This is a genomic window from Thermoflavifilum thermophilum, from assembly GCF_900116565.1.
GTDB lineage: Bacteria > Bacteroidota > Bacteroidia > Chitinophagales > Chitinophagaceae > Thermoflavifilum > Thermoflavifilum thermophilum.
This window is the reverse complement of the sequence record NZ_FPCJ01000001.1, coordinates 763,435-784,698: the sequence shown is the minus strand read 5'-3', so window position 1 is coordinate 784,698 and position 21,264 is coordinate 763,435. Positions and strand designations below refer to the sequence as shown.

15 protein-coding genes are annotated in these 21,264 nt (G+C 48.0%); 5 read left to right on the top strand and 10 right to left on the bottom strand.

Going from position 1 to position 21,264, the window contains the following annotated elements; all coding sequences use genetic code 11:
* Position 1: 1 nt before the first annotated feature.
* The 4 genes from surE to metG all read right to left on the bottom strand — a co-directional run bounded on the left by surE (position 2) and on the right by metG (position 6,681).
* Positions 2-799, bottom strand: coding sequence for a 5'/3'-nucleotidase SurE (gene surE / locus BM367_RS03380; protein ID WP_245759881.1), 798 nt, complete (start codon positions 797-799; stop codon positions 2-4).
* A 49-nt stretch (positions 800-848) separates the two neighbouring features.
* The gene (locus BM367_RS03375) at positions 849-3,248 is read right to left on the bottom strand and encodes a 3-hydroxyacyl-CoA dehydrogenase/enoyl-CoA hydratase family protein (protein ID WP_092457721.1); all 2,400 of its coding nucleotides are present in this window, start codon (positions 3,246-3,248) and stop codon (positions 849-851) included.
* Between the two features lie 208 nt (positions 3,249-3,456).
* Positions 3,457-4,386: a hypothetical protein gene (locus tag BM367_RS03370; RefSeq protein WP_143103934.1), complete on the bottom strand. Its 930-nt coding sequence runs from the start codon at positions 4,384-4,386 to the stop codon at positions 3,457-3,459.
* A gap of 195 nt (positions 4,387-4,581) precedes the next feature.
* Positions 4,582-6,681 carry a methionine--tRNA ligase gene (gene metG / locus BM367_RS03365; protein WP_092457715.1) on the bottom strand — a complete coding sequence of 700 codons (2,100 nt, stop codon included), beginning with the start codon at positions 6,679-6,681 and terminating at the stop codon, positions 4,582-4,584.
* A gap of 109 nt (positions 6,682-6,790) precedes the next feature.
* Between metG and BM367_RS03360 the strand changes: the two genes are divergently transcribed.
* Entirely contained in the window at positions 6,791-7,708 is a 918-nt protein-coding gene (locus BM367_RS03360) for a S66 peptidase family protein (RefSeq protein ID WP_092457712.1), read from the top strand.
* 1 nt (position 7,709) lies between these two features.
* On the opposite strand, the gene BM367_RS03355 is transcribed toward BM367_RS03360, so the two are convergent.
* Complete coding sequence (locus BM367_RS03355; RefSeq protein WP_092457709.1) at positions 7,710-9,041, bottom strand: sensor histidine kinase; 1,332 nt, start codon at positions 9,039-9,041, stop codon at positions 7,710-7,712.
* Between the two features lie 247 nt (positions 9,042-9,288).
* On the opposite strand from BM367_RS03355, the gene BM367_RS03350 reads away from it, so the two are divergent.
* Complete coding sequence (locus tag BM367_RS03350; protein WP_092457706.1) at positions 9,289-9,840, top strand: YqgE/AlgH family protein; 552 nt, start codon at positions 9,289-9,291, stop codon at positions 9,838-9,840.
* Here the strand turns inward: BM367_RS03350 and atpC are convergent, their stop codons facing one another.
* From atpC to BM367_RS03335, 3 genes are all read right to left on the bottom strand, one after another.
* Positions 9,841-10,116 carry an ATP synthase F1 subunit epsilon gene (gene atpC / locus BM367_RS03345; protein WP_092460891.1) on the bottom strand — a complete coding sequence of 92 codons (276 nt, stop codon included), beginning with the start codon at positions 10,114-10,116 and terminating at the stop codon, positions 9,841-9,843. It lies immediately after the preceding gene.
* A gap of 5 nt (positions 10,117-10,121) precedes the next feature.
* Positions 10,122-11,633, bottom strand: coding sequence for a F0F1 ATP synthase subunit beta (gene atpD / locus BM367_RS03340; protein ID WP_092457703.1), 1,512 nt, complete (start codon positions 11,631-11,633; stop codon positions 10,122-10,124).
* A gap of 122 nt (positions 11,634-11,755) precedes the next feature.
* Positions 11,756-14,197: a bifunctional YncE family protein/alkaline phosphatase family protein gene (locus BM367_RS03335; RefSeq protein WP_092457700.1), complete on the bottom strand. Its 2,442-nt coding sequence runs from the start codon at positions 14,195-14,197 to the stop codon at positions 11,756-11,758.
* A gap of 142 nt (positions 14,198-14,339) precedes the next feature.
* Here BM367_RS03335 and BM367_RS03330 point away from each other — a divergent pair, with 142 nt between their 5' ends.
* From BM367_RS03330 to BM367_RS03320, 3 genes are all read left to right on the top strand, one after another.
* Entirely contained in the window at positions 14,340-15,836 is a 1,497-nt protein-coding gene (locus BM367_RS03330) for a DUF1800 domain-containing protein (protein WP_092457698.1), read from the top strand.
* 19 nt (positions 15,837-15,855) lie between these two features.
* Positions 15,856-17,058 (top strand): DUF1501 domain-containing protein, encoded by a 1,203-nt coding sequence (locus BM367_RS03325; RefSeq protein ID WP_092457694.1) that lies wholly within the window; start codon positions 15,856-15,858, stop codon positions 17,056-17,058.
* 70 nt (positions 17,059-17,128) lie between these two features.
* The gene (locus BM367_RS03320; RefSeq protein WP_092457691.1) at positions 17,129-18,253 is read left to right on the top strand and encodes an N-acetyltransferase; all 1,125 of its coding nucleotides are present in this window, start codon (positions 17,129-17,131) and stop codon (positions 18,251-18,253) included.
* A gap of 46 nt (positions 18,254-18,299) precedes the next feature.
* On the opposite strand, the gene BM367_RS03315 is transcribed toward BM367_RS03320, so the two are convergent.
* Both BM367_RS03315 and BM367_RS03310 read right to left on the bottom strand, forming a co-directional pair.
* Complete coding sequence (locus BM367_RS03315; protein ID WP_092460890.1) at positions 18,300-19,394, bottom strand: fatty acid desaturase family protein; 1,095 nt, start codon at positions 19,392-19,394, stop codon at positions 18,300-18,302.
* A gap of 114 nt (positions 19,395-19,508) precedes the next feature.
* Positions 19,509-21,200: a peptide MFS transporter gene (locus BM367_RS03310; RefSeq protein WP_092457688.1), complete on the bottom strand. Its 1,692-nt coding sequence runs from the start codon at positions 21,198-21,200 to the stop codon at positions 19,509-19,511.
* Positions 21,201-21,264: the final 64 nt, after the last annotated feature.

The following is a 21,264-nucleotide window of genomic DNA, read 5'->3' as shown; positions in this document are numbered from 1 at the left end:
TTCAGGTTTTAAGTTGCACGTGCCAGTGCTGGTGAAGAAAATCTTTCAGGGCATAATTCGTAAGATCAAAATGAGTGGGCACTACAGATACATAGCCGTTCTCCAGTGCCCATACATCCGTATCTGTGCCTTCATCCAGGTTCTGGAAGCGGCCGGTGAGCCAGTAGTATTTTTCGCCCCGGGGGTCCCGACGTTCGTCGAATTCTTCTACCCATTTAGCGTAGGCCTGCCGGCATATTCTGATGCCTTTCAGCTGGGAGAGTGGGAGGGCAGGGATATTGACGTTCAGCAGGGAGCCTTTGGGTAGATCGGGGGTATCCAACATCTGTCGGGTGAGCTGATAGGCTACCTGACGGGCAGCGGTAAAATCGGCATCGAAACGATAATCCAGCAGCGAAAATCCGATGGAAGGAATGCCTTCAATAGCGGCTTCCATAGCAGCACTCATGGTGCCGGAATAAATCACATTGATGGAATGGTTGGCGCCGTGATTGATACCGCTCAGGCAAATATCGGGTGCCCGGTGCAGGATTTTGTCCTTGGCCAGTTTCACGCAATCCACCGGCGTACCTGAACTCTGATAGGCTTCGATGCCTTCAAATAGGTTTACGGCATACAGGCGCAGAGGCACACCGATGGTGATGGCGTGTCCCATGCCCGACTGGGGGCTATCAGGTGCTACCACTACTACTTTGCCCAATGATTTTACTGCTTCTACCAGATGACGCAATCCAGGAGCCGTGATTCCGTCGTCATTGGTTACGAGAATAATTTTTTCCTCAACAGATGTCTGAGCCATGATCATTCAGGATCGAACTGCGAAGATAGGTAACCTTGTGATGGACGATTTAATTTCTTACCGGGCGACCTTGTTTCAATACACTTTGCAGGCGTTCCAGCGTTTTAGGCTCCCCGCAAAGAGAAAGGAAGGCTTCCCTTTCCAAATCGAGCAAATAGGATTCATTGACTTCCGTAGCTTCACTCAGGTCGCCGCCGCTCATCACATAGGCCAGTTTTTGAGCCACTTTTGCATCGTGTTCGCTGATGTAGCGTGCTTCCTGCATGGCGTAGATGCCAGTGAGGAAAAGTCCCAGGGCTTCGCGTCCCAGCACTTTGATGCGGGGAGGTGAAGGCGGTACATAGCCGCTGCGGGCCATTTCCAGTACCCGTTGTTTGGCATCGGCCAGCAGGCGATTGGCATTCATGGTAACACGATCGTATCCCGGGCGCAGCAACTGCAGATCAAATGCTTCCTGTGCAGAGGTCGATACTTTGGCCATGGCAATCGTCAGGAAACGCTCCTGCAGCTTGGGCAGGTCTATTTCACCCTGGTGGTAAGCCTCACTGGCTCTTTGTGTCATTTCCTTGGATCCACCGCCAGCCGGTATCAGCCCAACGCCCACTTCTACCAGGCCCATATAGGTTTCAGAGTGGGCCTGTACTGCATCGGCATGCAGGCAGAATTCGCAGCCACCACCCAGGGTAAGCCCGCGGGCTGCTACAACCACCGGCACCCGTGCATAGCGGATCCTGAGGCTGGTTTGCTGAAAAGCCTGTACAGCCATGGATAGCTCATCCCATTCCTGCTCTAAGGCCAGGGTAAGAATCAAAGCCACATTGGCACCGGCCGAAAAATTAGGCGATTCCTGGCCGATGACCAGCCCTTCGTAATTTGCTTCGGCGAATTCGATGGCTTTTTGAATACCCTGAATCACCTCGCTGCCAATGGTATTCATCTTGGTGTGGATAGCCAGGTTCAAGACCCCGTCTCCCACGTGGTAAAGCGTAGTTCCGGCATTTTCCCAGATTTTTTGCTGGCTGTAGTTGCGCAGTACAATGATTTCATGGCTTCCCGGAACAGGGCGATATTCCTTTTGTTGTGGATCGTAGCAGGACACCCGGTCGGCTTCGCGGAGGTAAAAAGTGGTATTTCCTTTCTGAAGCATTTCTTTCACCCAATGAGCCGGCGCATATCCCGCTTTTTCCATCTGTTCAGTTGTTTCGGCTACCCCCAGTGCTTCCCAGATTTCAAATGGCCCCATTTCCCAGCCAAAGCCTGCCCGCATGGCATCGTCCACCTTGTACAACTCATCGGCAATTTCGGGGATGCGATGCGATACATAAGCCAGCAGGGCATAGGTAAAATGCCGGAAAAATTCACCGACTCGATCTTTCAGCCCATGCAGGAATCTGAGGCGTTCACCCAGATCGCTGATATTGCGCGCCTGTTCAATAGCAGGGCTGCTGAATTTCTGGCGCGGTTCATATTGCTGCGTATCCAGGCGCAAAACCCGGATTTCGGATTGACCATCGGTTGATTTTATTTTTTTGTAGAAACCTTCTCCGGTTTTATCGCCCAGGCGTTGCGTATTGACCATTTGCTGCAGGAAAGCAGGAATCTGAAACAGATCCCGCTGCTCGTCCTGTGTGCAATTTTCATACAGGCCCCGGGCCACATGTACCATCGTATCGATGCCCACCACATCGGCCGTGCGGAAGGTGGCCGATTTGGGATGACCAATCAGCGGCCCTGTGAGTGCATCGATTTCCTCGATTTTCCAGCCCTGTCGTTCCATTAACCGAAATACCAGCATCATGGAGTATACGCCAATGCGGTTGGCAATGAATGCGGGTGTATCCTTGCAGATCACGGTGGTTTTGCCCAATACCCGATCACCCAGCTGACTCAGGGTGTCCACTACTTCCGGCAGGGTTTCAGGTCCGGGGATTATTTCCAGCAAAGGAAGGTAGCGGGGAGGATTGAAGAAATGCGTACCGCAAAAATGCCGGCGGAAATCGGGCGAACGGCCTTCAGCCAGTAGATGGATAGGTATACCCGAGGTGTTGGTGGAAATGTAGGTGCCTGGTTTGCGGTGTTGTTCGACTTTTTCAAAGAGGGATTGCTTAATGAGCAATTGTTCCACTACGGCTTCGATAATCCAGTCGCAGGTTGCAATCCGATGCAGGTCATCTTCAAAATTGCCGGTGCGTATGCGCTGCAGCACACTGTTGTGAAAGATGGGAGAGGGTTTTGATTTCACAGCAGCCTGCAGCGCATCGTTCACAATGCGGTTGCGAAAAGCCGGGTTTTCTTCTGTTAGACCTTGTTGCTTTTCCTTTTCATTGAGAGCAGGGGGTACCATATCCAGCAGCAGCACCTGCAGACCAGCATTGGCCAGATGACAGGCAATGCGGCTACCCATGACACCCGCTCCCAATACAACAACCTGGTGAATACGTTTTCTCATAATGAAAGTGGATTTGCAGGATTGTTCGCTCAAATTAGGACATTTTCAGCAATGTTTGAGGTTGCACATTCCACAATACGCAGCAAAATAGATAACCTGAGAGCTGAAGGGATTATTGGTTGATTTTTTCAAAAAATTGCTGCATCGCATGCAACAACCTCCAATTATTTAGAAGCCAAGCATGAAAAGGTTTATTTGCTGTGTTTGATCAGAAATCGTATTCGCAGGTCATGGAAAAATAGGCGCTGATGGTATGCGTTGCGGAACTACTCACAGGTATGAAAAACTGTACATCACTTCGGAGTGTCCAGGAAAACCAGGATAGACTTAATTCGGCTCCAGTAGCGATGTTGTTGAACTGCATACGATTGAGGCCTGATGAAACCTGTGTAACCGATGTGGTATCTGGATTGGAATTGATATTCATATTCACAATATGCCTTCCTGCTTGCACAGCTCCTCTTGAACCAGCATAATGAGGATTTTTCAGATACTTGATAAATCCTTTGCTGTGGCTGATATAAGGTGCAATGCGGGATAGAAAAAAGTATGAATCTGTGCCTATATTCCCTAACAAGGAAGGTGTTACAGAAAGTGCTGCCTGATGAAAGTCCCATTGAAATGCATACTCTATTCCTGCAGCGAAATTCAGGTCATAACTCATTTTTCCCATTGCGGAACTATCCCGTCCCCAGCCAATATCGGCTTCCACGACAGGACGTAAAGAAATTTTCTTGTATTTGAATAATGCATATCCTTCATTGTTTAACGGAATATAAGGAAGAGGAGAATTGGAAGTGAAAAAATCATGCGCATAATCCATGACCCATGTATAATTAGGTCTGTCATACTGTTCGAGTCCTATGGTGAATCGTTGTACATACAGTTGAAGTTTGGATGAACTGAGTACAAATCCTGGTGCATAACTGATGCCCCAGCCGCTGCGATGTTTGAGGGTGAATATGCTTGTTAATGAAAGGCTGTTGTGATAACTGGTATCCGTTTTATTTGAAACAGCCAAAGTGGGAACAGGCTCAGCATCCAGGCTTATAGAGGGCTGCCATGTGTTTGTGGTGTCTTGTGCATGAGCCCAGGAGCTTGCGATGCAGCATAGCAAACATGTATGTATGAATTTCATAGTGAAATGGTTAAGCTTCATGTTTTCATTTGCACAAGAAATTTATAATCCTGAAAAAAAGCCTGCAAGGAATGTGTTGTTAAGCATGTGTTATTCTCAGGCAAAGCTGATGAGAATAGCCTACCTTCCATACAATCCGATGGTATGGAATGCTGAAAATAAAATGCTTTTGGGTATATGCGGATATAATATTGCTCAGCTCACTTTCCCGCCTGGTGAAATGATGTTGGACGGAGCAATGAAATGCAGCTTACCCTGCTGATCTTCTGCCATGAGGATCATTCCCTGTGATGTGATACCCTTTAATTTGCGCGGAGCCAGGTTAGCCACTACCACCACCTGCTGGCCGATAATTTGTTCAGGCGCATAATGTTGGGCGATGCCTGATACAATGGTGCGTTGTTCGTTACCCAGATCTACGGTAAGCTGGAGGAGTTTATCGGCCTTTTGTACTTTTTCAGCTGCTATGATGGTGCCCACACGCAAGTCGATCTTATCAAAATCTTCGAAATTAATGGTGGGTTTGGCAGATGAAGAAGCTTCTTTTTGAGGCTGGGAGGAGACGGAAATCTTTGGTTGTAGCTGTTGCCCGCCGGACTGAAGTTTTTGGATTTGTTTTTCGATTTCTGCATCTTCAATTTTGCGGAACAGCAACTCAGGAGCACGCAAACTGTAACCTACGCTCAGCAGTTTCAGGCTTCCAGCATTTTCCCATTCCAGCATGCGATCCACTACTTTCAGCAAATAACAGATCTTTCGGGCTGTGGCCGGGAGAAAAGGATTCAGGAAAATAGCCAGATTAGCCGTTAATTGCAGGCACATGAAAATGGTGTTGTCAATGAGTTGCTGATTGGCTTGTTGTGCGGCTTCGTCTCTGGCAAGCAGCCAAGGCGCTTTGTCCTGCAGGTATTTGTTTCCTTCGCGTGCCACATTCATTACTTCCATGAGTGCATCACGGAAATGAAATTGTTCAAGATTTTGTTCAATTTTTTGTTTAGCCTGCTGCAGGTGTACATACAGTTGTTCATCTCTTTCATCTTTCAGCTGTTCATGAAAGGGGGGCACTTTGCCTTTGCACAATTTGTGCATCAGCACCAGGGTGCGGTTTACGAAATTGCCCAGAATCGCCACCAGTTCATTGTTATTGCGATCCTGAAAATCCTTCCAGGTAAAATCATTGTCTTTGGTTTCAGGCATATTGGCACACAACACGTAACGCAACACATCCTGTCCGCGCTGTTCTATCGGGAAATCGCGGATGTATTCGTGCACCCAGATGGCCCAGTTGCGGCTGGTGGAAACTTTTTGTCCTTCGATATTCAAAAACTCGTTAGCCGGAACATTATCGGGCAGTATGTAACCGCCATGAGCTTTTAGCATAGCCGGGAAGATGATGCAATGAAAAACGATATTATCTTTTCCGATGAAATGAATAAGCCTTGTATCTTCCTGTTGCCACCATTGCTGCCAGCTATCGGGTAATAGTTCTCTGGTTGCGGAAATATAGCCGATAGGTGCGTCGAACCACACATACAACACCTTTCCTTCCGCATTGGGCAACGGCACTTTCACACCCCAATGGCTGTCGCGTGTCATGGCACGTGACTGCAAACCATGGTCCAGCCAGCTTTTGCATTGACCGTATACATTGGCTTTCCACTCCCGATGCTGTTCCAGAATCCATTGGCGCAGCCAGGGCTCAAAGCGCTGCAAAGGCATGTACCAATGTTTCGTTTTCCGTTTTACCGGAATGGTGTCGCTCAGTGCCGAACGGGGATTAATGAGCTCATCTGGACTCAGCGAGGAGCCACATTTTTCACACTGATCGCCATAAGCCTTTTCATATCCGCATACCGGGCAGGTGCCTACAATGTAGCGATCGGCCAGGAAAATCTGTTTCTCCTCATCGTAAAATTGTTCGGTTTCTTTCTCTTCAAAATAGCCTTCGTCGTATAGTTTTTTGAAAAATGCAGCAGCCGTTTCGTGGTGAATGGGTTTGGATGTACGTGAAAAAATATCAAACGAAATATCCATGGCGGCAAAGCTATCCCGTATCAGCTGATGATAGCGATCCACAATGGCTTGCGGAGATGTATTTTCCTGCAGGGCTTTAATGGTAATCGGCACACCGTGTTCGTCGGTGCCGCAGATAAACTGCACAGGAATTTTTCTGGCACGCAGATAACGCACGTAAATATCGGCCGGCAAATAACATCCGGCTAAATGACCAATGTGAACGGGACCGTTGGCATAAGGCAGGGCTGCCGTAACCAGATATCGCTTGAATTCGGGCATAGTGGCACAAAATTACAGGAATCGGGTTGGTTGTGCGTGCGGCCGAAAGAATAAAAACTTGCATACTCCGGGCAGACTTGTGATATTGCATCTGGTAAAGCCTGACTGCATGTTGATACCACCTTATTTAAATCCGGGCGATCGCGTGGGAATCACCTGTCCGGCAAGCAAAATCACGCCCGAGGCTGCAAGGTTTGCCGCTGATGTGATACGCAGCTGGGGATACGACGTGGTGCTTGGTGAAACGGTAGGCACGGCCTATCATAATTTTTCCGCACCGGATGAAGTGCGCCTTCGCGATCTGCAGATGATGCTCGACGATTCATCCATCAAAGCCATCTTGTTCGGCCGCGGAGGTTATGGTATGATTCGGATTCTGGATCAATTACAGTTTGACAAATTTCTGCAATCGCCCAAATGGATTTGTGGGTACAGCGATATTACGGCTCTGCACATACATGTACATACACGTTATCAGGTAGTTACTTTGCATTCAATGATGTGTAGCGGGATCACACAGGAAACATTTGAAGATCGGTATGTGCAAAGTCTTAAACAAGCCTGGACGGGCATTTCCGGGTCTTATAATTTTGATGCGCATCCATTAAACAAAACCGGATATGCAGAAGGTGTATTGATTGGAGGCAATCTTTCCTTGCTGGCCAATCTCTCCGGCACACATTCCCAGCCCAACACCCAGGGCAAGATATTGTTTATCGAAGATGTGGGTGAATACAAATATCACATTGATCGCATGATGTATCAATTACGAAGAGCAGGATGGCTAAACGGGCTGGCAGCTTTGCTGGTAGGAGCTTTTACTGATATCAAAGACACTGCTACGCCTTTTGGTATGTCCGTATATGAAATCATTTATCAGCATGTAAAAAATGAAACATTTCCGGTAGCATTTGGCTTTCCGGTAGGTCATCAAAAAGAAAATTATGCATTGAAAATCGGGTGTCAATATGCATTAACCGTCGAAGAAAATGGTTGCGCTTTGCAGGAGGTTATTACAGCCGCATAGTTCACTCCTGTGTGTGCAATGAACACAAAATATCGAACCGGCTTCCTTTTCCGGGTGCACTTTCTACCTTGATTTTCCATCCATGTGCATCCACAATGGATTTCACGTAAGATAATCCCAGTCCGAATCCTTTTACGTTGTGTATATTGCCGGAATGAGCACGATAGAATTTTTCAAAAATATGCCGTTGTGTTTGTTTGTTCATGCCCACGCCTTTATCACTCACGCTAATAATGATTTGATTTTTTGATGTATTTCTGGTTTGTATGGTGATGACGGGTATTTCTTTGGAGTATTTCAATGCATTATCAATCAAATTTGATAGCATGTGGATAAAATGATTTTCATCTGCCAAAATGGTTGTACGCGTAGCTTGAAGATAGGTATGTACTTCAGCTTTGCGGCTTTGAAACTGAAGTGCGAAGCCGTTCAGGGTTTTTTGAATCAATGCATGCGCATCGTGTGGCTGTAGATTCAGCTTCAGTTCGTGACGGTCCAGTGCAGAAGATTCCAGTACCGATTCAATATGTTGTTCCATTCTCCGGCTTTCTTCCAGGATCACATTGGCAATAGGTTTGATTTTTTCGGGATCGGCCAATACCTTTTCATTGCAGATGGTGGCCATGGCAAGATTAATATTGGTCAGTGGAGTTTTTAATTCATGCGAGATATTGTTGATTAAATCGGATTTAATTTCGGATATCTTTTTTTGACGCAATAAAGCATATACGGTGAGTGCAAAGGCAGCGATGATGATAAAGGTAAACAAAACGGCTCCTGCAATCATCCATCCCATAGAACGCACGATGCTGACCTGGGTAACGGGTACTGTAATTACCAATGTTTCGCCCGTAGGCAAAAAGCCCGGAGCATCCGAGAGCTGAATCAGGCACTGAATGTTGTTGAGTGTATCCTGAATGGTTTGCAGAATATGAGGTGAACGGATCAGATAGGAAGGAAACATGCCGAGGTTAGAGATTACGGCAAATTCATAAGGTGTATGCAATCCTTTTTGTTCAAACACCTGGTGGATGACGGCACTGATTTCATCGGCCGTAAATTTTTCGCTCACAGGTATCTGGCTGTTAAAACGGTTAGCCAACATTTGCCAGGGTGAACTATCTTCATCGTGATGGGCTGATAAAACGGTAAGTCCGCTGCCACTGCTATGTACCAGCTGGTTCCGGATCGCATCGGTGGCTTCCACCAGCTTTTGTCGCATCTCTTCCTTTTTGATTAAAGCCGCATTTTTTATCCAGCTGGTTTGAATATAAATGATGCCAAGCAGGGAAATGGTAATCAGTATGACAATGATGGGAAACAGCCGCTTCATCCTTACAAATTTAACAGCTTCTCTTGCTTTGTGCAGGAGGCTTTGCCGAAGGTCATTTTGATTTAACTAAGCTTTAACTGGTAAATAGCATGGTCTTTGCACCATTATAGGTAGCGTTATCATACAGCTGGATTTTGGTTGACACAGGAGGCTTTCGGGCCTCCTTTTCTGTTGCTTACAGGTTTTCACATGCACATGTTTTCTGATTGTTTTTTGGTAAATTTGGTTAACCCTAAATGTGTGTAATATGGCTCCGGCAAGTGGTACTTTTCTGATTGCGGATCCGTTTTTAAAAGACCCCCATTTTGCCCGCACAGTCGTATTGTTGTGCGAGCATCAGGCTGAGGGCAGCTTTGGCTTTGTCATCAACCGCCCATTTCAAGAAAGCCTGAATGAATTGTTGCCTGATGCGGCAGATATGCAATCTATTCCTTTGTATTTTGGTGGGCCTGTACAGCCGGATACCGTACATTTTATTCATCAGTATCCGGAATTAATTGAAAACAGTTACGAAGTAGGTGAAGGCATTTACTGGGGTGGCAATTTTGAACAGACGTTAGAATTGATTCAGATGGGGTTGATTGATTTACGGAAGATTAAGTTTTTTATTGGTTACTCGGGTTGGGGTGAAGGGCAGCTGGAGGCTGAGCTTGAGGAACATTCCTGGATTGTATCCCCGGCTCATCCCGAGCTGGTCTTTCACAGACAGGAGGAAAGGATCTGGCAACAGTCATTGCGTGAGCTGGGTGATGAATACGCGTTGATGGCCAATTTTCCGATTGATCCTTCGTTGAATTAATTATTCGGAATGTGCTTGAGGCTCCGCCACGGCTGATTCAGCGAGAATAGTGGCCTGGTTGTGTAGCACCTCCACAAATCCTCCACTGATTTGATAAAAGCATACTTCGCGTTGATCGGCATGCTGCAGGATTTTCACACGACCTTTTGCCAGTGCCGCAATCAGGGGAGCATGTCCGTTCAGCACTTCAAAAAGCCCGTCCAGTCCGGGCATTTGCACACCATATACTTCACCTTCGAAGACTTTCCGTTCGGGGGTATAGATTTCCAGCAGCATGGACATTAGTTTTTAGCCGCTTCTTCCAGCAGGCGTTTGCCTTTTTCAATTGCATCGTCAATGGTACCTACCAGGTTAAAGGCAGCTTCGGGATATTCATCTACCTCGCCGTCCATGATCATGTTGAAGCCGCGGATGGTTTCTTCGATGGGTACCAGTACACCCTTCAAGCCGGTAAACTGTTCGGCCACGTGGAAGGGCTGCGAAAGGAAGCGCTGTACTTTACGGGCGCGGGCTACAATCAGTTTATCTTCATCACTGAGTTCGTCCATTCCCAGAATAGCAATGATGTCTTGTAGCTCTTTATAGCGCTGCAGAATGGCTTTTACGCGGTTTGCGCACTGGTAATGAGCTTCGCCCACAATGGCGGGAGTGAGAATACGCGACGAGGATGCCAGGGGATCCACGGCCGGATAGATGCCCTGGTCGGCAATTTTACGGTCGAGAACCGTGGTGGCGTCCAGGTGCGAGAAGGTGGTAGCCGGAGCCGGGTCGGTGAGATCGTCGGCCGGCACATACACAGCCTGTACGGAAGTAATGGATCCGTTTTTGGTGGAGGTAATCCGTTCCTGCATGATGCCCATTTCGGTGGCCAGTGTGGGCTGATATCCAACGGCTGAAGGCATGCGTCCCAGCAGGGCCGATACTTCAGAGCCAGCTTGCGTGAAACGGAAGATATTGTCCACGAAGAACAAAATATCGCGTCCGCCGGTAGCTGAGCCATCGCCATCGCGGAAATACTCGGCAATGGTCAGTCCGCTCAGCGCCACGCGGGCACGAGCGCCAGGGGGTTCATTCATCTGTCCAAACACGAAGGTGGCTTTTGATTCCATGAGTTCTTCCAGATCGACGGCTGAAAGGTCCCAGCCACCTTTTTCCATGCTGTGGCGGAATTTCTCGCCGTAGCGCATAATGCCAGCTTCAATCATTTCGCGCAGCAGGTCATTCCCTTCACGCGTACGTTCACCCACGCCGGCAAACACAGATAAACCGCCGTATCCTTTGGCAATATTGTTGATAAGCTCCTGAATCAGCACTGTTTTACCTACACCCGCGCCGCCGAAGAGTCCGATTTTTCCACCCTTTGCATAGGGTTCGATCAGGTCAATCACCTTGATACCGGTATAGAGCACTTCGGTGGTGGTACTCAGTTGTTCAAATGCAGGTGGTTTGGCATGGATAGGCCGGCCATTGTCTTTAGGCAGGGCAGGAAGACCATCGATGGGATCACCGGTTACGTTGAACAGGCGGCCTTTGATGCGTTCACCAATGGGCATTTTGATGGGTGATCCGGTATCTCGTACGGGCATACCGCGCATCAGGCCGTCGGTGGAATCCATGGCGATGCAGCGCACGCTGTCTTCTCCGAGGTGTTGCTGCGCTTCCAGTACCAGGATCTGGCCATTTTCACGTTCAATTTCCAATGCATTGTAAATCTCCGGCAATTGATTTTCGCCTTCAAACTGTACGTCCACCACGGGACCGATGATCTGCTTGATTTTTCCTACGCCTGGCATATGTGATGATGAATTGGATATCTATGAAATCAATAATATGTGGTCAAAAAATTTGTGCAAAGGTAGGGCGAAAGAGGGGAAAAACAAAGTTTCTCAAAAATCCTTTGCCGGGGTTTGAGGGTTTATTTGTCATCGTCTTTTTCGGGTGTGGAGGTGAGCACGAAGGCACTGTGCCTGGGGGCTGGCATTTCACTGTCTATGCCTTTTACAGCTTTCCAGATCACTTCATTGAAAGGAATATCGGGTGCCGCATCTTCAACGGCCAGATTAAATTTTGCAGATTCGCGGGCTAGTGCGTTATCGGCCGTGTTGCGGGCATTGATATCCACATTTGCTGGCTTGGCCGTGTAAGGCGTAAAATCAGGTGTGGAGGTAAAGGCTCGCCACATGGGTGTGGCAGCGGCATCATACTGGCTCATAGGAGGCAGCCCCAGGATCAGCTCTATGGTGCGCAGCATACCCGAAGTAGAATACATCGTATGGTCCACAAAATGGCGCTTCACATAGGGGCTGATGACAAAAGCGATGGAACGATGGGCATCTACATGATCGGGTCCGTTCTGGGCATCGTCTTCCAGCACAAAAACAGCGCATTCCTTCCAGATGGGGCTATGGGAAAGATGTTCAATAAAGCGGCCCAGTGCCAGGTCGTTGTCGGCCAATGCAGCAAAAGGTGTATAGGCGCCGCGGCGCATGCCGCTGGTGTGGTCGTCGGGGAATCGCAAGGTACAGAACCGGGGTAGGGCATTTGCGGCTACCAGCGAATCGAAATCGTGTTCCCACACTTTCTCCCGGTAAACATCCTGTATGCTCAGATCGAAATCCGGGAAAACCGCACAGTAATGCCCGCGGATGGCAGGTAGGATATTGCCCTTACCGTTGTGTACAAACTCGCCGTAATTCCGGTAGCTGATGCCTGCCCGCTGGCAATAGTCCCAGATAAATCCATTTTTGGGGAAAGCCACCTGGCGAGTCCCTTCATAATCATAGTTACCGCCCCGACCGCTGTAGTTGGTGGGCCAGGTTTTTTCCACATAATCGGTTGCGTAGGCTGCCGTGCTCCAGTTGTGGCCGTCGGCGCTTACTTCGGCATCCACGTAAAAATTGTCGAATAACACAAATTCACGAGCCAGGGCATGATGATTGGGGGTGATGCTGTCGGGAAACAAGCAGAGAGAAGGATCTCCGTTGCCTTCCGGCATATCGCCCAGCACCTGGTCGTAAGTACGGTTTTCCTTGATGATGTAAAACACATATTTGATGGGCGTGGAATCGCCGGGTTTCATGGGAATGGGATTGCCCGGCACGCCGGGTGCTTCTGCTTCCTTGTAGGGATTAAAAGGTGTGTTGGCATACACCTGTTGGGAATACTGTGCCAGCTGCTTTGTGTCGGGCGCGGGGATCACCGACAGGCTGCCTTTGAACAGGCTGCCAATGTATTGCACGGGCTGGGAGCTGGTTACATTTTTCTGATAAGGGCTTTGTACACGTCGATTGGTAGGCTGCGGGCCATAAGGGTTGGCCATCGAGGTGAATCCTTTGCCATTGACTACCCAAATCTGATTTTTCAGCGCCCGCACGCAGGTGGGATACCAGCCGGTGGGAATGAAGCCCAGGGAGCGAGAAGCTCCGGGCATAGATACATCAAACACGGCCAGGCAGTTGTTGTCTGCATTGGCCGCATAGAGCCTGTGTCCATCCGGCGAGAGGGCCACGGCATTGGTGGTAGAGCCTGTGAGCGAATCGGCCGGAAACAGGCTGCAGTTAAGTGTTTCAATTACTTTCTGGTTGTGCGTGTCGATGACTGATACGCTGTTGCTGTTGGCATTGGCTACAAACAGGTAGCGCCCATTGCGGCTAAGCACCATGTCGTTGGGATGACTTTCCACCAGGATCCGATTTTCGATACGATGAGCGCGGGTATCGTACACAGCCACGGCGTTGCCCCCCCAGAGCGAGATATACAGTTTCTGTCGCGCTGCATCGTACACACATGTATATGCTTCTGCCCCCAGCGGAATAGGCTTTTCTGCCCGCCGGCTGTCAGTATGCACCACATACAGAGAATTATTTTCCTTGGTCACCGCATACAGTATGTGGTGAGCTTCATCCAAAGCCAGTCCGGTAATACCTATTTTATGGGGCCAGGGCGCGCCCAGGATCAGGGAATCGGCAATTACCAGGCTGTCGTGTACAGGCCGCATCACCAGGATGCAATTATCATCACCCCCCGATACGTAGAGCGTTTTTCCGTCGCTGCTCATCGCCAGCCCCAGCCAGGCAGCATGCACCGGGGTAAAGGACAACACCTTTTGTTTTTGCAGATCCACCCATTCAATACCCTGTTGTCCATCGCCGTTTTCCGAAATGGCCGCATAATGTCCGTCGGGCGTAATTACCATGTTGAGGGGTAAATCGCTGGTCAGCATCAATCCTTTACCGGCCGGACTCAGCTTCCAGCCATTGGGAAGCATCACGGCTTGCTGGCCATTGGTGGCTGAAGGCATCAGCAGGACAACCCAGCAAAGCCAGCAAAACAAACCTGTGTGGATGATGGATCGCATAGGAAAGCATGATTGGCGACACCAAAGATAACTTGCTTTTTGAAGCCTGTGTATAAAGAAATCATGAATCTCTCAGGGCAATGGTTTGAGAGTTAAACTTTTTTCATTTAGGCAGGTCATACTTGCATCAGATCCATGATATATGGCCATGCATTCTGCTACTGAACCATTGTGGAAATACCAGCACCTGGCCTGGAGGGCGGGCTTTGGCATAGACAGACAAACCCTCCTGCAGTGGCAATCCATGTCGCTGAAGCATGTGGTCAAAACACTGCTTCGCCAGCATCAATCCATGCCCACGATATTGCAAACCGAAGAGGGCAGACAGTTACGCGAACAATTGCCATCCCTGAGCAGGCGATTTTTGCAATTGACCGCAGATGAAAAAAAACAACTGCAAAAGCTACAACGCGAAGGAGTCAAAAACCTGAATCTTGCCTGGTTGCAGGAAATGAGCACAACACCCGATTTCTTACGGGAAAAGATGGCGCTGTTCTGGCATGGACATTTTGCCTGTCGTGTACCCAATGTGTTGCACAACGAACAGATGTTGCAGGTGATCCGGGAGAATGCACTGGGCAACTTCGGAACCCTGCTGGTAGCTGTTTCCAAAAGTCCGGCCATGCTGCAGTTTCTCAATAATCAGCAAAACCGCAAGCAGCATCCCAACGAAAATTTTGCCCGCGAAGTGATGGAATTGTTTACCATGGGGCGGGGAAATTACACTGAACAAGATGTAAAAGAAGGAGCCCGGGCCTTTACCGGATGGGGATTCAATGCTGCAGGTGAATTTGTTTTTCGTAAAAATTTGCATGACGATGGTGTGAAACATTTCTTGGGGAGAACCGGCCGTTTTACCGGCGATGATATCCTGCAGATTTTACTGGAACAGCGGGCCACAGTCTATCATGTCACGGAAAAATTGTATCGCTTTTTGGTAAACGACGAACCCGATACAGAGCAGGTGCAGCTGCTGGCCAATCATTTCTACGAGAGCGGATATGATAGTGCCGCCCTGCTGGAAAGGATATTCACCAGTGAACATTTCTATGCACCTCAGAACATAGGTGCCCATATTAAATCGCCTGTGGAATTGATAGTGGGCATGCAGCGCCTGATTCCGGTAACCTATCCGAATCCAAATATCTGGTTGCTATTTCAACGCAGCCTGGAGCAGGTGTTGTTTTATCCGCCAAATGTCGGAGGCTGGCCGGGTGGCAAAAGCTGGATTGACAGCAGCAGCCTGATGTTGCGTTTGCGCCTGCCCCAGGTATTGTACGCGGGTTCCGTATGGAATATCCGCCCAAAGGCCATGCCCGACGAAATCATGGATGAAGATTTGCAGATGCAGCCTGCGACAACTTCTGCTGAAGAACAGCAACATATACGCGACTACATCATGCACGCCATAGGTTCGCGCATGCAGGGTACTGTACAATGGGACGGCTATCTGCAGCAGTTTCATGAGGTAGCGGAAGCCCAACTTGGTGAGGAAATAGCTCAGCTGTTGTTCGTGAATACACCTCAGCACGTGGATATGAACAGGCTTTCAAAATATGTGGATCACAGCAGCCGTGAGCGTTTGATTCAAAGCCTTACCATCCAGTTGATGTCTACACCTGAATATCAGGTTTGTTAATCATGCAAAACATTTCATTATGTTGATTTTACATCGTCGTGAATTTCTGAAAATAGGTTCCCTGGCTACGGCAGCCATGCTGGTACCCCGTTTTCTCAAAGCATTTGAACAACCCGGCCTTTCGGAAGGACAAAAAGTGCTGGTCATCATTCAGCTTTCCGGTGGCAATGACGGATTGAATACCGTGATTCCGTACCGAAACGATATGTACTACGAAAGCCGACCCCAACTGGCCATCCCGAAATCGCAGGTCGTAGGCCTTACCGATGAACAGGGCCTGCATCCAGCATTGGAAGGACTAAAGGAATTGTATGAGAATGGCGAACTGGCTATTCTCAACAGCGTGGGTTACCCGAATCCCGATCGCTCCCATTTCCGCTCTATGGATATCTGGCAAACGGCCAGCGATAGCCAGCAGGTGCTCACCACGGGCTGGGTGGGCCGTTATCTGGATGCCCAGTGCAGCGGATGTCCGCATCCGTCTGTGCAGGCTATAGAAGTAGATGATACCCTTAGCAAAGCCATGAAAGGTGCACAATATACCGGTCTGGCTGTTCATGATCCCGCTCAGCTCCACCGGGCCAGCGATGATCCCTTCTTCCGTGAAATCCTGAAAAAACCCGTAGTGGATGATGATCACCTGCAGGTGGATTATCTCTATAAAGTAATGGCCGAAACCCTTTCTTCAGCCGATTATTTGTATGATCAGGCAGGATTGTATCACGAAGATGGACAATATCCGGATACCCAGATCGGGAAAGATATGAAGACAGTAGCTTCCTTGATACTGGCCGGATTGCCCACCCGCGTGTATTATCTTTCCCTGGGCAGTTTTGATACCCATGTAAATCAGCAACCTCAGCAGCAGCGATTGTTCAAACAGCTGAACGACGCTATCCTGGCTTTTCGCAACGACCTGAAAAAGCACAATCGTTTTCAGGATGTGATAATCATGACCTTTTCCGAATTTGGCCGCAGGGTAAGTCAGAACGCCAGTGCGGGCACCGATCATGGCACAGCCAATTGTATGTTTCTGATTTCAGGTGGATTGAAACGGCAAGGTGTGTTGAATGCACCTCCTGATCTGCAGAATCTTGATCAAGGCGATTTGCGCTATGAAATTGATTTCAAGCAGGTCTATGCCACCATCCTCCATAAATGGCTTGAAGCCAACGATCAGCTTATTCTTGGCAAAAATTATCCTTACCTGGATTTCATTTAATTTTCTTTACCAGCCTTGATCGCACATGAAGGGATTTATGTAAGTTCGCAGCCACAATAAGCCATTGTGCATGCGCATTCAGGAAGTCAATGATCGGCGCACAGAAAAAGATTTTCTACGACTGCCGAAATGGATTTATCGCCATGATCCCAACTGGGTAAGCCCTTTGGAAAATGATATTCGCGACATTTTTGATCCGCAACGCAACAGTTATTTTTCACACGGGGTGTGTACGCGCTGGGTTTTGTATGATGCGCAAGGAAAGCCCGTTGGACGTATTGCTGCGTTTGTGGACGAACATCGGGCGTATAAGTTTCCAAGCCCCACAGGAGGGGTGGGCTTTTTTGAATGTATTGACGATCAGCAAGCCGCCAATATTTTGTTTGATACCGCAAAAGCCTGGTTGCAGCAGCAAGGCATGCAGGCTATGGAAGGCCCGGTGAACTTTGGTGAAAACGATCGGTACTGGGGCTTGCTGGTAGAAGGTTTTAAGCCACCCAGCTTTGGCATGAATTACAATCCGCCTTACTATCAGCAGTTGTTTGAAAACTATGGCTTCGTGAAGGCATACGACCAGTACACCAATTTTTTAGATGCCACCGTGCCCATGCCTGAACGATTTACTCGCATTTCTGATTGGGTGATGAAAAAACCGGGTTATCATTTTGAACATTTCCGGTTAAAAGATCAGGAAAAATTCTTTCGCGATTTTCAGGAAATCTACAACGATGCCTGGAGCGATTTTCCCAATTTCACGCCGATGAGCCTGGACACCATCCGCGATGTGTTTCGCCAGATGCGCCCCATTCTCGATGAAAAAATCATCTGGTTTGCTTACTATGAACAGGAGCCAGTGGCTTTTATTGTGTGTCTTCCCGATGCCAATCAGATTTTAAAACATGTACATGGAAAGTTAAATCTTTGGGGTAAACTGAAATTTTTGTGGTATAAATACACGCATACCATTGATCGGCTGCGGATTATTGTCATGGGCTGCAAAAAACGTTTTCAGAATCATGGTATGGAATCGGCACTGGTGCGTTGCTTGCAAGAAGAAGTATTGCCCCGCAAAACCATCAAAGGTGTAGAACTCGCATGGGTAGGCGATTTCAATGAAAAGATGATGGCCCTGCACCGGGCCACCGGCGCCCAAACAGATAAAATACATCGTACGTATCTATATGTATTTGCATAAAAAACCCCGGCTGTTAACCGGGGTTTTGATTTATTTTTTTGCCTGATTACATGGTTTCCTCAAAAATGTTTTCCGGCATACGGTTTTGTTTGAGCAATTCATAATGCTTTTTGAGTGAATACCATAATGGATAGCTTCTGTAGGGCAGATGATGCTTTTGGGCTTCTTCTCGTAAAATAGCCGTTACTTCCGGATAGTACACGTGGTTGATATTGGGAAACAGATGATGAGCCACATGATAGTTGAAACATCCCATGAAAAAGCGCGTAAACCAGTTATCGTGCGTAACATCGTTGGTATTCTTGAGCTGATGCATGAACCAGGGATGATGAATCTGGTTGTGTTCATCGGGCAATGGAAATTCATTTTCCGTATTGGCATGCGGGGAAAGCAGCACAATCAGTGAAAAAATGCTGGCTGTAAAAATGAAAATCAAAAATGCAGCAATAGCCTGTCCCCAGCTGATACCCAATACCAGTTTGGGAATCACAATCGTGTAAAACAGAAAGAAAGCCTTAAAGAAAAAAAGTTTATAATATTCTTTTCTGGGGATTTGGGTAACTTTCCATACGGGTTTTTTCTTATTGAAGAAATCTTTGAAATCGCGTACCAGCAGCCAGTTCAGCAGATAAAAAGGATAAATCAAGGGCAGATAAATGTGCTGGTATTTATGGATTTTGCTGTATGGGCCATAGGGAAATACACGAGCCAGATCACTTTGTTCAATATCACTATCCCATCCCATGATGTTGGGATAGTTGTGATGCAGGCGGGTATGACGTATGCGCCACACAAAGCTGTTGGCACCCATCAGATCAAAAAAATGAATGTACAATTCATTCAGCCATTTCTTTTTCCATAACACGCCATGCACGGCATCATGAATCTGATTCAGGAAAATGATGACCAGCAGCAGTCCCATCACGAAATAGCAACCATACAATATGCGTGTGTTTTCTCCCCAAATCAGCGCTGAAGCATAGGCTGCAACAAATAGAGCTGGAAACAAAATGGCCTTGAAACGAATCTGCCAGCTGCGCAAAGGCTCCAATTGCCGCACCACTTCATGTGCCTTTCGTTTGATTTCACGAAACAGTTCTTCATCGGCCGACTTTAGAAACACGGGTTTCGTAGTTTCCATGGTCTTCTGATTTTGATAGCTCAAAATTAACAAACTTTGCCGCGCATCGGGCCGGCACATGTCAATTCATCGTCAGGAAGTATATGAATTTTGCTTATGGCTCGTTTGATGGTGTCAATACGCACCTGTTTTTTCATAGACAACTTTAGCTACCCACCGGCTCAGCAGCAACATAATGAAACCTGCTGCAGCGGCTGCAATGACCAGGATCAAGAAATAATATTTTTTGTCAATGAAGCTATCCCAGAAAGTGGCCATCAACCCGGCCAGCTTGCCAGCGATGGAATTCACGAGGAACCAGCCACCCATCATCAACGCTGTAAGCCGAGTGGGGGAAAGCTTGGAAACCATCGATAGGCCGATGGGGCTCACCAGCAACTCGCCGATGGTAAATACGGCATAGGTAGCAATCACCCACAGCATACTGGCCTTGTCCACATAAATATCGCGGGTACTGATGGCAATCACCATTAGCAGCGAAGAAAGGCCGGCAACCCAGATGCCCAGCGTAACCTTGATGGGCGTGGTGGGTTCCTTGCCTTTGCCGCGCAGCCAGCTGAACAGCCCCACCAGCAAAGGTGTAAATACAATGATGAAAAACGGATTCACGGATTGAAAAATTTCCGTGGAAAGCAAATGTAGCTGCCCGCTGGAAGGCCATTGGCTCCTGGGCAGATTCTGGAAATAAGGATCAATGCCTTTTACCATCACCGTTGTACCCTGTGCATTGGTTTGTGCCCGGAAATAACGATCCATTTTCACCACCATCTGCGAATCAGTAGTCACTGTTTGCAGCATCCCAAAAGGTTTTACAATTTTTTCGAGAGCCGGCGGCATCTGCCGGTTGGTGTACTGATCAGCCCAGATGGTAAGACCCGTGCTGTTCTGGTTGTAAATAACCCAAAACACCGTGGACACCAAAAAGAATGCAAACAAGGCACCCAGGCCTCGCTTATCTTCCCGGTTAGCACGGAAATACAGGCTGCCGTAGAAAATGACGATGGGCACACAGGCAAACATAAAAGCATCATTCGACCGGGTACCAAACAGGGTATGACCCGTGAAGCTGCTGAACAAATATCCAATAGCAGCGGCTATTATAGCCGGCAAAAACACATAACCGAAAATTTTGCTCAGAGGCATATCTTCCTTTTGTACGGGCTTTTTCACATCACCCTCCTTAATGTAGCGCATACCGGAAATAAACCAGATCAACCCGATGGTCATGCCCACACCTGCTGCAGCAAAAGCATATCCCCAGCCAAAATGGTTACGCATATAAGCCGCCACGAAGTTGCACACGAAGGCTCCCAGGTTAATGCCCATGTAAAAAATATTGTAAGCCACATCTTTTTTGGGTCGCAAATCTTCGCGGTTATACAGATTGCCCAAGATGGTGCTGATATTGGGTTTGAAAAAACCGTTCCCCAAAATAATAAGCAGCAGAGAAACATACATGGCTGTATTTCCCGGAAGGGCAAGTCCGTAATATCCGCAAGCCAGCAGAATGCCTCCCAGAATAACTGCACGCCGATAGCCCAGATACCGGTCGGCCAGCAATCCGCCGATAAAAGGAGTAAGATATACCAGTGCAATATAAGAGCCTACCAGATCGGCAGCTCTTCGGGTATCAAATCCTTTTCCACCATGACTGATAGGGTCAATGAGATACAACAGGAAAATACCTACCATCAAATAATATCCGAATCTTTCCCACATTTCCGTGAAAAACAACACATACAATCCCGGATGGTGGCCATTTTTGCGGCCTGGTGAAGGGGTTTTTGCAGACGAGTTACCTTCCATAAACAAAGCGATTTTGTGTGATGAAATGTGTAAAACCTTGTTTTAAAGCCCGTGTAACGGCATT

Bases quoted from the DNA above. Each gene is read 5' to 3' on its own strand.
- BM367_RS03350 (WP_092457706.1), top strand. From the start codon at position 9,289: ATGGCTCCGGCAAGTGGTACTTTTCTGATTGCGGATCCGTTTTTAAAA.
- BM367_RS03355 (WP_092457709.1), bottom strand. From the start codon at position 9,041: ATGAAGCGGCTGTTTCCCATCATTGTCATACTGATTACCATTTCCCTG.
- BM367_RS03325 (WP_092457694.1), top strand. From the start codon at position 15,856: ATGTTGATTTTACATCGTCGTGAATTTCTGAAAATAGGTTCCCTGGCT.
- BM367_RS03370 (WP_143103934.1), bottom strand. From the start codon at position 4,386: ATGAAATTCATACATACATGTTTGCTATGCTGCATCGCAAGCTCCTGG.
- BM367_RS03330 (WP_092457698.1), top strand. From the start codon at position 14,340: ATGGCCATGCATTCTGCTACTGAACCATTGTGGAAATACCAGCACCTG.
- BM367_RS03310 (WP_092457688.1), bottom strand. From the start codon at position 21,200: ATGGAAGGTAACTCGTCTGCAAAAACCCCTTCACCAGGCCGCAAAAAT.
- surE (WP_245759881.1), bottom strand. From the start codon at position 799: ATGGCTCAGACATCTGTTGAGGAAAAAATTATTCTCGTAACCAATGAC.
- BM367_RS03335 (WP_092457700.1), bottom strand. From the start codon at position 14,197: ATGCGATCCATCATCCACACAGGTTTGTTTTGCTGGCTTTGCTGGGTT.
- atpC (WP_092460891.1), bottom strand. From the start codon at position 10,116: ATGCTGCTGGAAATCTATACCCCCGAACGGAAAGTCTTCGAAGGTGAA.
- atpD (WP_092457703.1), bottom strand. From the start codon at position 11,633: ATGCCAGGCGTAGGAAAAATCAAGCAGATCATCGGTCCCGTGGTGGAC.
- metG (WP_092457715.1), bottom strand. From the start codon at position 6,681: ATGCCCGAATTCAAGCGATATCTGGTTACGGCAGCCCTGCCTTATGCC.
- BM367_RS03320 (WP_092457691.1), top strand. From the start codon at position 17,129: ATGCGCATTCAGGAAGTCAATGATCGGCGCACAGAAAAAGATTTTCTA.
- BM367_RS03375 (WP_092457721.1), bottom strand. From the start codon at position 3,248: ATGAGAAAACGTATTCACCAGGTTGTTGTATTGGGAGCGGGTGTCATG.
- BM367_RS03360 (WP_092457712.1), top strand. From the start codon at position 6,791: ATGTTGATACCACCTTATTTAAATCCGGGCGATCGCGTGGGAATCACC.
- BM367_RS03315 (WP_092460890.1), bottom strand. From the start codon at position 19,394: ATGGAAACTACGAAACCCGTGTTTCTAAAGTCGGCCGATGAAGAACTG.